The following is a 12,252-nucleotide window of genomic DNA, read 5'->3' on the forward strand; positions in this document are numbered from 1 at the left end:
GTTGGTCGTAATGACCAAGACATTTTGTGCTGAAATGTTGAATTACTGATTTGATTTTTTAATGGATTGCATATGTCAGTCTCTCAAGCCAAAGCCCGATTCGGTTTAATTGTCGTCGGCGATGAAATTTTGTCTGGCCGCCGCCAAGACAAGCACTTTCCCAAAGTCGTTGAGTTGCTTGCGGCACGCGGCCTGCAACTATCCTGGGTTGAAATCCTTTCTGATGATCGCGCGGCGTTGACTGAGGCACTCAAGCGTAGCTTCGCCGGCAATGACATTGTGTTTTGTTGTGGCGGCATTGGCGCCACGCCCGATGACCATACGCGTCAGGCAGCCGCGGCTGCACTCGGCCGACCCTTGGCACTGCATCCGTTTGCCCAAGAGCAAATTACGCTTCGCTGTATAGAAAATGCCGCAAAAGGCCAAGGAACGGCCGATATGACGGCACCAGAAAATGTGCAGCGTTTGCAGATGGGTTACTTTCCAGAGGGTTGCGAAGCCGTCGTGAATCCTTTCAATCGGATACCTGGATTTTTTATTCAAAACCATACCTTCGTACCCGGTTTCCCTGTGATGGCCTGGCCGATGCTCGAAGCGACGCTTGATGCGCGATATGCGCACCTGCACAACAAGGAAGAGCGTACCGAGTACTCCTTTATCGTCTACAGCATGCCCGAGTCACGCATTACCCCGGCTCTCGAAGCACTCGAGCAAAAGTGGCCTGGCGTGCGTGCCTTTAGCTTGCCTTCTGTAGGAGATGGCGGTGGCGTTCCACACATCGAACTGGGTGTCAAAGGCGAGCCTGTGGCCAGTGCTCAGGCACTTGAGTTCCTCAGAGCCGAGGCGCTACGCCTTGGTGCTCGCTTCGATCCCCCCGTGCAGTGATTTTTCATAATATGGGATAAAATATTTTCTGTTGCATTGCAATAGAGAGTACCTTCAATGAATTCCTCACGTTCCACACGGCCGCAATTGTCTTCACTGCAGGTGTCTTTAGCTCACCCTTCGGTGGCGTCCTCCCAAGCCAATGGCGGCTTGGGGATGGCGATTCAGGTACTCGAGCGCGCGACGGCGCTGCTGGATGCCTTGGCGGCACAACCCGATCCTGTGGCCCTCAAGGACTTGTCCAAAGCGACGGGACTTCATGCCTCGACTGCACATCGTATTTTGAATGATCTCGTGCTTGGGCGCTATGTTGACCGCGTTGACAGTGGTTTGTATCAACTTGGAATGCGGTTACTCGAACTGGGTTCGCTGGTCAAAGGCCGGCTCAACGTGCGTGAAGCCGCGATCGACGCGATGCAAGCCCTTCACAAATTGACCGATCAAACTGTGAATCTATCGGTCCAGCAGAGTGATGAAATTGTCTATATTGATCGTGCTTGGAGTGAACGCTCGGGCATGCAGGTTGTGCGCGCGATCGGTGGGCGGGCGCCACTACATCTGACCTCCACAGGCAAACTGTTTCTTTCCGCCGTCGATACCCGGCAAGTACGCGCATACGCGGCGCGCACGCAATTGGCGGGAAGCACGGCTAATAGCATCACCGTTCTCGAGGCACTAGAGCGCGAGTTATCACTGGTGCGACAGCATGGTTATGCCCGCGATAACGAGGAGCTCGAGCTTGGCGTTCGTTGTATTGCGGCCGGGATTTATGACGACACAGGCAAACTTGTGGCGGGTTTATCGATTTCCGCTCCCTCTGGTCGCCTAGAGGATGCTTGGATAACGCAACTTGTCGCGACCGCGGGCAAAATTTCCGAAGCGCTGGGCTACGACGCGAGCCTTGCGACCTGAACTGTGTGGTTTTTTGGTGCAACGCAACAAAAAAGTGTTGACACTCAGTTTTTGAGGCCTACAATAGAGTCTTGTGCAGTGCAGCAAAGAATTTGTAGCAATATCTACGATGCCCTGCAGCCCACAACGTAGCAATTGATGGAGCAATTTGTGCTCCCCCAACCCTCCAGGAGAACACGATGTCCGCAATTCCTCAGCAAGTTTTAAACAGCCAGAAAGCCGCGATCGAAGCGCTGGTTTCCATTCAGGGTTCAGTATTTGGCGGCTTTGAAAAGCTCGTCGATCTAAACCTCAAGGCCATTAAAGCCACCCTCGACGAAGTGTCGGAAAAATCACAACAAGTCGCTGGCGTCAAAGATGCTCAAGAAGCTGTCGCGATGACCTCGAGCTTGGTTCAACCTAACGCAGAAAAAGCGATGGCTTACGGCAAGCATGTGTATGACATCGTGAGCTCCGTGCAGTCAGATTTGGCCAAGCTTGGCGAAGCCCATCTCGCCGAAGGCCAGAAACACATGCAGGATGCGATTGAGCAGCTGACCAAAAATGCACCAGCAGGCTCGGAAAGCGCCGTTGCAATGCTCAAAAGCGGTTTGGCTCAGGCAAACACTGCCTTTGATTCAATGACTAAAGCCGCCAAGCAGGCTGCCGAAGTCGCTGAAAAGAATCTGGCTGCCGCAACAAGCGCCACCATGAAAGCGGCTGGTGAGGCTGTCGAAGTCGCCAAGTCAGCAACACGTGGTCGCCGCGCTGCTTAAGTCTCGCTCTGATCCTAGACGCTCTTGAGGAGTGTCTAAACAAAAAGACCGCCCAATATTTCAACAGGGCGGTCTTTTTGTTTGAGTGGCTGAATAGGGTTTTATCGATGTTGGCGAGCAATTTCTTTCGCGCATTCGCCGACTAGGCTTGGGCCACGATAAATCAACCCTGTGTAGAGCTGAACGGCATTAGCACCCGCCGCCATTTTTTCAACTGCATGCTTGCCAGACATGATGCCGCCTACGCCGATGATGGCGAAATCCGATCCCAGTTTTGCACGCAGGCGAGCAATGACTTCGAGAGATCGGGCATGCAACGGGGCGCCTGATAGACCACCCGCTTCGTCGGCATACTTTTGTCCTTGCACCGACTCACGGGCCAGAGTGGTGTTCGTCGCGATGACCCCATCGATACCATGACGTGGCAGGACCTCAGCGATGATGTCTATTTGTTCTTCGGTCAGATCGGGAGCGATTTTGACGGCGAGCGGAACCTGCTTTTGATGTTGCTCGGCAAGGGCCAAGCGCCGTGTAGCAAGCTGGGATAGCAACTGATCAAGTTCATGCTCGCCTTGCAAAGCACGCAGATTTTTCGTGTTGGGCGAGGAAATATTGACCGTGATGTAGTCGGCATGTGGATAAACGCCCGACAAGCCGATCAGGTAGTCGTCTGCGGCTTGCTCAATGGGTGTGTCGGCATTTTTTCCAATATTGAGACCGATGATGCCGCCGCGACTACGCCAAGTGCTGCGCTGAACGTTCGCTAAAAATGCCTCGAGCCCTTGGTTGTTAAAGCCCAACCGGTTGATCAGCGCCTCGGACTCCGGCAGTCTAAACATGCGCGGTTTTGGATTGCCAGGTTGGGCGCGTGGTGTCACGGTTCCGACCTCGATAAAGCCAAACCCGAGGTTACCCATCGCGTCGATATGTGCGCCATTTTTATCAAGACCTGCTGCTAAACCAACAGGATTTTGTAAGCGCAGACCCATGAGTGTGGTGGGAACCGACACCTGACTATGCATCAAACCGCGTGTGAGAGAGCAATCGTAAGCGCGTTGTAACGCACTGAGCGTTGCTTCGTGCGCGGTTTCGGCATCCAGTGCGAAAAGCGCGTGGCGAGCGAGAGGGTAGGCTTGAAATAAAAAGGACATTTGACTCAGTGCCTTGGCGATGTGGTGACGCTATTTTAGCGGGCTGTTTGCCACTGACCGTCTAGTAGGTATTCAGAAGGCTTGAAAAGCGCTTTATAAGCCATCTTTTCACTGTTTTCGATCCAATATCCCAGATACAGCCAAGGCAAGTTGAGTTGTCGACATTGATTGATCTGCCAAAGAATGCCGTAGGTGCCCAAGCTGCCCCGTGTCTCAGGCTCATAAAAGGTGTAGACCGAGGACAAGCCTTGCTCCAATACATCAATAATCGACACCATTTGGAGTGCGCCGTCTTGATTACGGAACTCGACCAGCCGCGTATTGACTCTGCTCGCAAGCAGAAACTCGCCATACTGTTGACGACTGTCATCATCCATGCCACCTTGAGGATGACGTTGGGCTTGGTAGCGTTTGTAAAGCGCGTAATGTTCTTCAGACCAAGCGAGCTCAGCGACCAGAGGTCTGAGGTCTTTGTGTTGCTTGAGCGCGCGCTTTTGAGTGCGCGTGGGCTCAAACTGCTCAACATTGACACGCACAGGGGTGCACGCTTTACAGTCATCGCAATGCGGCCGATACGTAAACAGTCCGCTGCGACGGAAGCCTTGATCGATCAGCTGCGAATAGGTATCGGAATGGATCAGATTGCCCGGGGCCGCCACCTGAGAGCGCGCCTGTCGCCCGGGTAGATAACTACAAGGGTAGGGTGCCGTGGCATAAAACTGCAACGTCGCAAAGGGGAGTTCCTTGATTTGGCTCATGCCTGACACTCGGGTTCAACATACACAAACATGGTGTTGAGAATATTACAAATCTGCCGGCAGCGGGTGCAATCCCCCTTGTTGATCCAAGACGCCTGGATGCCAGACAAGGCTTGGTTGGAGAACGCTCGCCCGTACATGTTCAAGAAACTCCTCGCGCGGCACGAGCTTTGCACCGAGTGAGCCCAGATGATCCGTTTTCATTTGACAATCAATCCAGGTGACATCTCGTTGCTTTAAAAAGGCGACTAAGTGGACAAAGGCAATTTTGGAGGCGTCATTGGCGCGACTAAACATCGATTCGCCATAAAACATCCGACCCAGACTCACACCATAAAGACCGCCTATGAGCTCGCCATTGATCCAGGTTTCAATGCTGTGCGCTTGTCCCACCACATGCCAGGCCTCATAAGCAAGCTGCATTTCTTGGGTGATCCAGGTGCCTGGCTGACCATCGAGCGCCGACCTGGCACAAGAACGAATGACCGAGCCAAAAGCGGTGTCCACCGTCACGGCGATACTGAAATCGCCTGCGGCTTGCGCTCGGGCGATTTGGCGCAGACGCTTTTTTAGCGAGTGCGAAACGTGGAGATCGTCGCACTTTAAAACCATGCGAGGATCGGGTGACCACCATAAAGGGGGTTCGTCTTGGGAGTACCAGGGGAAAATGCCTTGCGAGTAGGCTGCGCGCAAACGTGGAATCGACAGATCACCGCCCGCGGCGAGCAAGCCAGGGGGGTCCTTCAGCGCGCGCGCGACAGGTGGGAAAGGGGTGTCGATCTCTAGCCAGATCAGGTTCAACATGTTGCCCGCGTCAACATTCGCGAAAGCGGCTAACGATTAATCGCGAGCGAGTAGTGGTGCATCTCGAAGTGCCCATGCGACCGATCATGAATATAGTGTTTGAGTGTGGTCGATACGGAGCGAAAGGCGAGGTTGTCCCAAGGAATTTCATCGAGCCCATACCAACGCGCTTCGAGAGTTTCTGGACCGGGGTCGAGCTCGGGACCCAAGGCTTCGGCCAGAAAATAAACATGGACCTGATCTACTTGCGGAATGTCGATAGCGGTATAGAGTTTGCCGAGAGTGATATTGGCGCCCGCTTCTTCTTGCGTTTCGCGCATTGCGCCTTGGGCCATACTTTCACCGAGCTCCATAAAGCCGGCTGGTAGTGTCCACGTGTTGGCGCGTGGCTCAATCGCACGAAGGCAAAGTAAAACTTTGTCGCCCCAGACAGGGAGGGTCCCCACGACTAAACGGGGGTTTTGGTAGTGCACCGCGCCACAGTGTTCGCAGACGTCACGCTTGCGGTTATCCCCCTCGAGTAAACGATTGGTATTTGGAGTGCCGCATTGACTGCAGAACTTCTGTGCTCGTGGTGCGGGAAAGTAAAAGCTTGGATCGTGGCTCATGGCGTTATTTTACGACTAAGAGCGTCGGAATTGATCAAGCTCGGACCCGGGTTAGGAATAAAGTGCAGCGCCATAGGGATTTCAGCGGCTTTGATAAAGCTCAGCGCTGCGGGTTCGGTCAAGGCAGCGTATTGCTTGTCAGGATCCGAGAGCAGGATATGTGTCAAACTCACGCATACCTCATTTCCCTTGAGAGATTGTTCTTGCGCTTGTTCAAAAAGCGCAAACCAATCAAAGAGTGAACGCCTGTCCGCACTGCGCAGTATTTCGGCGATGAGGTGTAGGTCACGGTCATCGACTCGAGCGGGGCCGACGTTTGTCTGCGCGAACAGTTGACCGGTCTCGTCGCAATACCAATGGGAGATTTGTTGGATCGTGATGCCATTATGCGTGGTGATCGCTTGAGCCGAGGGGTCGATATGCAGGATCAGCGGGGCGGCATCGAGGCGCACATAGACGCACTGCGGACCATTTTGGAAATACCAAGAGCCATTGGCTTGGCTTGCATAGTTGCGACCAATAAAGCCGAGGATTTGAGTGTTGGTGATGCCTTGACCTGCCCCCCCAAGTTGAGCGTCCCCAAGCGGGTGCAGTTTCCATTCCCCGCGGGCTGTTAAAGAGAGCCATCCATAGACCACGGGCACATTAGGCCAGCGTTTGACTGCATCAAGTACGGACTGATCCATCAGGTTTTCTCGCTAGAAACCAGAAGAGGCTGGCAAACTGAAGAATGACTAGAATGCCCATCGCGCCAGTCAGCGCCTGAGACGAGTCGTAGCCAAAGCCTTGAAATAAATCAGTCAGCAAGCCAAAGCCCCACTGCACGGCGAAAGAACCCACAAAAACCATCAGGTTATAGGTGGTCAGTATCCGACCCGCGATGTGTTTGGGAAAAGCGAGCGCCATTTGGGTCTGCAGCAAAAACATCGCCGGAACCATGAGTACCAAGATCAGCCAAACGATCCAGGAAAGGCTGCCTTGCCAGAAAACGATGATGGCGAAACACACGGGGATCCAAATCAACGCGCAGACCGATTGCGTGAGCAGTACGACCCCTTTTTTAATCAACCAGGGGCTAATCGAGCCCATCAGGATATACGCTAGCAGGACGGTCGCATTGAGATAAAGCAAGGTTTGGCTGGCTTGGTCGGGCGTCATCCCGAGTACACCGGTAAACCAAGGTCCGGCCCAAAGGGTTTGCAGCGCAACAAAGCCGCCGACGATAAAAATCGTCGGCGGAATCGCCTGAATCATCAAGGGGTGTTTACAGAGGGTGAAAAAGTCACCCTCGCGATGGTGTGCGGTGACAGTCGGCGCCAGCTGACGATCCAGGTCGCCCGCAAACAAAAAAATAGTTAGCGAACTCAACACCAGTAACCCTGCGATTAAACCAAACGAGTCGCGCCAACCGATCCACTCTGCCAAGATCAAGGCAGGTTGGCTGGCCATCAAGGCTCCGGAGGTGCCGGCAATCAACATGTACATCACCAACCGGGGCTGTAGTTCAGCGGGAAAGCAACGACGAAAATAAGAGTACGCAGCCATGAGGCAGGCAGAAACACCGATACCAATCAGCATCCGACCGACCGAAAGCAGCCAAAGTGCCTCGCTGGTGGCCATCAAGACGGCGCCGAAGGCCGCGACCAAGAGCAGTAAAGATTCGGTGCGACGGGCGCCATGTCGGTCTAGCCAGATGCCCACAGGAATCTGCACCGCGCTGAATCCCAAAAAAAAGGCGGAGGTCAACCACCCGAGCTCTCCCGGCGAGAGCTGGAGATCGTCCGCAAGCAGAGGGGCAATCGCGGCATTGACCGAGCGCAAGACATAGGAAAGAAAATATCCACAGGCAAAGACCAGTACGATCCTAAAAGCGGCAAAGCCCACTGGAGTCTGGTGCTGCGTCGAGGGGGGAAGGGCTTGATTCATGTGGCGCTAGCCAGACCATGCACTAGTCAATGTGTGAGGTGTTGGAGGCGCAACCCGGAATCGAACCGAGCTACACGGATTTGCAATCCGCTGCATAACCACTCTGCCATTGCGCCAACACGAAGCTTTACGCAACCGTAGATCATACTACAAAAGCGCTTTTTAATAGACGCCACAACAAACTATACTCATACTATAGTTTGCTGCTTGTGGCCGCGTGATGCAAACGCATGGCGTCTCCTGCACATCGGTTCTAAAGGTTCCATTGTTCATTTAATCATTTGGAGACATCCATGAAAACAATCATTAAGCGTCGGATACTGATGCAAGTAGGCGCGTGCGCCTTAGCGCTGTCGGCAATGGGCGTCTACGCGCAGACCGATTGGCCCGCTAAACCAGTGACCCTAGTGGTGCCATTCCCACCAGGCGGCGGTACAGACGCCTTTGCGCGTCCACTGGCAGCCGTGTTGAGCAAATCGCTTGGCAAACAAGTGATCATCGACAATCGTGGTGGCGCAGGCGGTACCCTCGGTGCAGGCATTGCGGCGAAGGCGGCACCTGACGGTTACACACTCTTAGTGGGTGCCGTGCATCACTCAATCGCGCCATCGATGTACCCCAAGCTTGACTACGATCTCCAAAAAGATTTTGTGCCGATCGCGGTCGTCGCGCGCGTGCCACAAGTGCTAGTCGTCAATCCCCAAAAAGTTCCGGGCGACTTTAAGGCCTTTATGAATCAGGTCAATGCCAACCCAGGCAAGATGAACTATGGCTCGGCGGGTAGCGGTACTTCTCACCACCTCGCAGGCGAGTTGTTCAAAATCCAGTCCAAGACCGATATCGCACACATTCCCTATCGTGGCGCAGGCCCGGCTTTGCAGGGTTTGATAGCAGGTGATGTCGATATGATGTTTGACGGTTTAGGTTCTTCGTCTGCGCACATCAAGTCTGGCCGAATCAAGCCTTTGATGGTGGCGGGTGCCTCACGCAATCCTGCGATTCCTGATGTACCAAGCGCAACCGAACTCGGTTTTCCTGATTACTCCGTCAGCACGTGGTACGCGATCTGGGCGCCCAAGGGCACTCCACCTGCTGTACAGGCCAAGCTGATTGACGAAATCAAAAAGGCGTCAAAAGACGACACGATTGTTAAGGTTTGGGCAACAAATGGCGCTGAGTTCCCTGATCTGACGGGTGCACAGTTTGGGAAGTTTGTTGATGGCGAGATTAAGCTCTGGGCGGATGTCGTCAAAAAATCTGGTGCTAAGCTTGATTGATCTATGCAGCTAAGAAAAAAGCCTGACGCAAATAAATTGTGTCAGGCTTTTTTTGCCGAATTTGGAGCGGGAGACGAGGCTCGAACTCGCGACCTCAACCTTGGCAAGGTTGCGCTCTACCAACTGAGCTACTCCCGCTTGGTCTTCACAAAAAACGTTGTTTTGTGCGAAGACCAAAACTATATCACAACTACCCGCCTGCATGTCAAATCCGCCCCTTCCCTCGTCTGATTGCGCCCCTTCTTTGCAAAGCATGTCATTGACCCGGTTCAATACGCTAGGTTTGACCTGCGAGGCCAAGCAGGTGTTGACGCTCTCGTCCCAAGACCAATTGCCTGAGGTCACAGTGTGCGCGCGCAAGGCCGGCGTTATCTTGGTGCTAGGGGGAGGAAGTAACGTCGTATTGCCCGCGGAGCTCGATCGCCCGGTGGTACGTGTCGCGCTCAAAGGAATCACGCTTGTCGAGCGGTCTGATCAGACCGCATGGCGAATCGATGTCGCCGCAGGCGAAAACTGGCACGATTGGGTTGAGATCGCGACGAAAAACGGTTGGTCTGGGCTTGAAAACTTGGCGCTCATCCCGGGCACCGTTGGCGCGGCTCCTGTGCAAAATATTGGCGCCTATGGCGTTGAGCTCCAAGATCGTATTGAGTCGGTCACCGCTTGGCATATTCCTGAGGGCAGGCTCGTGACGCTTTCCAAGGATTCTTGTGGTTTCGCCTACCGGGATAGTATTTTTAAACGCGATATGCTCGGGACATGGTTGATTGTGTCGGTACGCTTTTTACTGCCCAAGAAATGGGTGCCCGTCTTGAGTTATCCAGATTTGAAACACCACGCGGTGCTTTCTCGTCTGGAGCCTGCCCACGTCAAAGCCGAACAGATTTTGCAGGCCGTTTGTGAAATTAGGCGAGCCAAGTTACCGGATCCGGCAGTACTGTGTAATGCGGGCAGCTTCTTTAAAAACCCCGTCGTTTCGGAAACCCAATACCTGTTGCTCAAGAAAAAATATCCAGCCCTGATCGCCTATCCGCAGTCAGATCAGACCTTCAAGCTCGCCGCCGGTTGGTTGATTGAGCGCTGCGGTTGGAAAGGCAAACGTTTAGGCGCAGTTGGTGTGCATGATCGTCAAGCGCTCGTGCTGGTTAATTACGGTGGTGCCCATGCCTCAGCGCTGATGGCGCTGGCGCATGAGGTACGCGCAAGCGTCAAGGCAGAGTTTGGGGTAGACCTTGAGATTGAACCGGTCGTGGTGCCCGGCAGTTAAAGGCCCAACACGGTCTGCATGTCGAACAGGCCTGTGCGTTTGCCCTCGAGGAAACGGGCCGCGCGCAAACTCCCCTCGGCATAGCCAGCACGGCTACTAGAACGGTGTGAAATCTCGATGCGTTCGCCCGTCCCGCAGAAAAAGACAGTGTGATCACCCACAATATCGCCACCACGCACAACGGAGAAACCAATTTCGCCCGTTTGACGTGGCCCTGTATGACCATGTCGAGTCCAGGTCGCGATATCGTCGAGGGATTTGCCCCAAGCTTGGGCGATCGTTTCACCCATTTTGAGGGCAGTTCCCGAAGGGGCGTCTACTTTGTGACGGTGGTGTGCCTCAAAGACCTCGACGTCATAGCCCGAATTTAGGATGCGGGCAGCCATGTCGAGTAGTTTCAGGGTGGCATTAACACCTACGCTCATATTGGGTGCGAACACAATCCCGATGCTTTCGGCGGCCCGCTTGATGTCGGCTTTACCCGTCTCATCAAACCCGGTCGTGCCAATCACCATATTGACTGAGTGCTCAACGCACGCAGCCAGATGTTGGAGAGAGCCCTCAGGCCGGGTGAAATCAATCAGACAGTCGGCATCTTTAATCGCGGCAAGCTGATCAGTGATCAGGACACCGCTTGGTTTGCCCAGAAACGCACAGGCATCCTGGCCCAGCATGGGCGCGCCTGCGATATCGAGGGCGACAGTCAGTTGTAAATCAGTGGATTGGGAGACTGCTTCGATGAGCATTTTACCCATACGACCACTCGCGCCGGCAATAGCAATTCGCATCATGAACTCTTTGGTTGAAAGTCGTTAAAGCAACGGGGCTGGGGCATCATCTGGCGCGCCAGGTAGTGCAGCAGGGTCGGCAATGGAAGTGTCACCCAAGGTCTGGCCTAAATTCAAACCTGGCGCCATTTGAATGGGGGCGCCGAGGCCGGCATCATTAGCCTGACGCTCTTTAAAGAGTGCGTCTTTGGCAGCTTCGCGTTTGGAGATGCCGACTTCTTCGCGGGCGATCTGGAAGGGCTGAAGCTCAGGTTGTTCGTGGCCTTTCCAGCTGGCGAGCTGCCCGCCATCAAACATGACGGTAAAGACGCGTTCTTCAACCTTGCCTTTTCCGGAGCGGTAGTAATAAGGATAATCCCAGCGGTTGGCATGCAGCGCGCTGGTCAGCGTCGGGGTGCCAAGGGCGAAGCGCACTTGTTCTCGGGTCATGCCGGGACGAAGGAGAGCGACTTGATCTTTGGTAATCCAATTTCCTTGCTGGACCCCGACCTTGTAGGGAAATCCCCATTGGTTGGAGGAGCAGCCCGAAAGCACGAAAAGTCCCACAGTGAGGGCGATCACAGTCAGACTGGAGCGCAAAGGAGAGGTGGTTGGGCTGAGCTTGAACACTGCGAACCTCTAAGGGGTAAAGGACTAAAGACGTTATCATAAAGCTTTACAGTGCTGAAGTCTTTACCCAACAGGACAATCCGTGGATCTTGAAAACGATCAGAATGATCTAAAAAACGTTGGTTTGAAAGCGACGTTTCCGCGTTTGAAGATTTTGGACATTTTTCGAAAGTCAGATGAACGCCACCTCAGCGCCGAAGACGTCTATCGGTCATTGATCGCTGAAAACATCGATATCGGTTTGGCGACTGTTTATCGTGTATTGACGCAATTTGAACAGGCCGGGATTCTTGCCCGGAGTCAATTCGATGGTGGAAAGTCGATTTTCGAGTTGAATGATGGTGATCATCATGATCATTTGATCTGTACGCATTGTGGTTGCGTAACGGAGTTCAATGATGCGGAGATTGAAAAGCGACAACATAAAATCGCCCGAGACAATGGCTTTACGCTGGAAAGCCATGCCATGGTTTTGTACGGAGTTTGCAAGAACTGTAGTACCTGAAGCTGAT

The 12,252-nt window shown here is 53.7% G+C and carries 14 protein-coding genes and 2 tRNA genes; 6 read left to right on the forward strand and 10 right to left on the reverse strand.

Features of this window, described 5'->3' with window-relative positions; genetic code table 11:
• The first annotated feature begins 72 nt into the window (after positions 1 to 72).
• The 3 genes from AC8GE9_RS16220 (at position 73) to phaP (ending at position 2,552) form a co-directional block, all read left to right on the forward strand.
• Complete coding sequence (locus AC8GE9_RS16220) at positions 73 to 885, forward strand: competence/damage-inducible protein A (RefSeq protein ID WP_506678206.1); 813 nt, start codon at positions 73 to 75, stop codon at positions 883 to 885.
• Between the two features lie 156 nt (positions 886 to 1,041).
• Positions 1,042 to 1,797 carry an IclR family transcriptional regulator gene (locus AC8GE9_RS16225; protein WP_506678277.1) on the forward strand — a complete coding sequence of 252 codons (756 nt, stop codon included), beginning with the start codon at positions 1,042 to 1,044 and terminating at the stop codon, positions 1,795 to 1,797.
• A 179-nt stretch (positions 1,798 to 1,976) separates the two neighbouring features.
• Positions 1,977 to 2,552 (forward strand): TIGR01841 family phasin, encoded by a 576-nt coding sequence (phaP, locus tag AC8GE9_RS16230; RefSeq protein WP_506678207.1) that lies wholly within the window; start codon positions 1,977 to 1,979, stop codon positions 2,550 to 2,552.
• Positions 2,553 to 2,653: 101 nt separating this feature from the next.
• Here the strand turns inward: phaP and AC8GE9_RS16235 are convergent, their stop codons facing one another.
• From AC8GE9_RS16235 to AC8GE9_RS16265, 7 genes are all read right to left on the reverse strand, one after another.
• Positions 2,654 to 3,703, reverse strand: coding sequence for a quinone-dependent dihydroorotate dehydrogenase (locus AC8GE9_RS16235; RefSeq protein WP_506678208.1), 1,050 nt, complete (start codon positions 3,701 to 3,703; stop codon positions 2,654 to 2,656).
• A gap of 35 nt (positions 3,704 to 3,738) precedes the next feature.
• A complete protein-coding gene (locus AC8GE9_RS16240; RefSeq protein WP_506678209.1) occupies positions 3,739 to 4,461 on the reverse strand; it encodes an arginyltransferase in 723 nt (240 codons plus the stop codon).
• A 45-nt stretch (positions 4,462 to 4,506) separates the two neighbouring features.
• The gene (gene aat, locus AC8GE9_RS16245) at positions 4,507 to 5,262 is read right to left on the reverse strand and encodes a leucyl/phenylalanyl-tRNA--protein transferase (RefSeq protein WP_506678278.1); all 756 of its coding nucleotides are present in this window, start codon (positions 5,260 to 5,262) and stop codon (positions 4,507 to 4,509) included.
• Positions 5,263 to 5,294: 32 nt separating this feature from the next.
• Entirely contained in the window at positions 5,295 to 5,873 is a 579-nt protein-coding gene (locus AC8GE9_RS16250; protein WP_506678210.1) for an NUDIX hydrolase, read from the reverse strand.
• Complete coding sequence (locus AC8GE9_RS16255) at positions 5,870 to 6,559, reverse strand: DUF2946 family protein (RefSeq protein ID WP_506678211.1); 690 nt, start codon at positions 6,557 to 6,559, stop codon at positions 5,870 to 5,872. The genes AC8GE9_RS16250 and AC8GE9_RS16255 overlap by 4 nt, the downstream gene beginning before the upstream one ends.
• Positions 6,540 to 7,799 carry an MFS transporter gene (locus AC8GE9_RS16260; RefSeq protein ID WP_506678212.1) on the reverse strand — a complete coding sequence of 420 codons (1,260 nt, stop codon included), beginning with the start codon at positions 7,797 to 7,799 and terminating at the stop codon, positions 6,540 to 6,542. The genes AC8GE9_RS16255 and AC8GE9_RS16260 overlap by 20 nt, the downstream gene beginning before the upstream one ends.
• A 42-nt stretch (positions 7,800 to 7,841) precedes the next feature.
• A tRNA-Cys gene (locus AC8GE9_RS16265) sits at positions 7,842 to 7,915 on the reverse strand.
• A gap of 177 nt (positions 7,916 to 8,092) precedes the next feature.
• On the opposite strand from AC8GE9_RS16265, the gene AC8GE9_RS16270 reads away from it, so the two are divergent.
• Entirely contained in the window at positions 8,093 to 9,076 is a 984-nt protein-coding gene (locus tag AC8GE9_RS16270; RefSeq protein WP_506678213.1) for a Bug family tripartite tricarboxylate transporter substrate binding protein, read from the forward strand.
• Positions 9,077 to 9,138: 62 nt separating this feature from the next.
• Here AC8GE9_RS16270 and AC8GE9_RS16275 read toward each other — a convergent pair.
• Positions 9,139 to 9,214 (reverse strand) — tRNA-Gly (locus AC8GE9_RS16275).
• Between the two features lie 64 nt (positions 9,215 to 9,278).
• On the opposite strand from AC8GE9_RS16275, the gene murB reads away from it, so the two are divergent.
• Positions 9,279 to 10,343 (forward strand): UDP-N-acetylmuramate dehydrogenase, encoded by a 1,065-nt coding sequence (gene murB, locus AC8GE9_RS16280; RefSeq protein ID WP_506678214.1) that lies wholly within the window; start codon positions 9,279 to 9,281, stop codon positions 10,341 to 10,343.
• Here the strand turns inward: murB and dapB are convergent.
• Positions 10,340 to 11,131, reverse strand: coding sequence for a 4-hydroxy-tetrahydrodipicolinate reductase (gene dapB / locus AC8GE9_RS16285; protein WP_506678215.1), 792 nt, complete (start codon positions 11,129 to 11,131; stop codon positions 10,340 to 10,342). The genes murB and dapB overlap by 4 nt on opposite strands.
• A gap of 24 nt (positions 11,132 to 11,155) precedes the next feature.
• A complete protein-coding gene (locus tag AC8GE9_RS16290; RefSeq protein WP_506678216.1) occupies positions 11,156 to 11,740 on the reverse strand; it encodes an outer membrane protein assembly factor BamE in 585 nt (194 codons plus the stop codon).
• 82 nt (positions 11,741 to 11,822) lie between these two features.
• On the opposite strand from AC8GE9_RS16290, the gene fur reads away from it, so the two are divergent.
• The gene (gene fur, locus AC8GE9_RS16295) at positions 11,823 to 12,245 is read left to right on the forward strand and encodes a ferric iron uptake transcriptional regulator (protein WP_506678217.1); all 423 of its coding nucleotides are present in this window, start codon (positions 11,823 to 11,825) and stop codon (positions 12,243 to 12,245) included.
• Positions 12,246 to 12,252 lie beyond the last annotated feature (7 nt).

This window comes from Zwartia lucis (assembly GCF_965234455.1).
Lineage (GTDB): Bacteria > Pseudomonadota > Gammaproteobacteria > Burkholderiales > Burkholderiaceae_B > Zwartia > Zwartia lucis.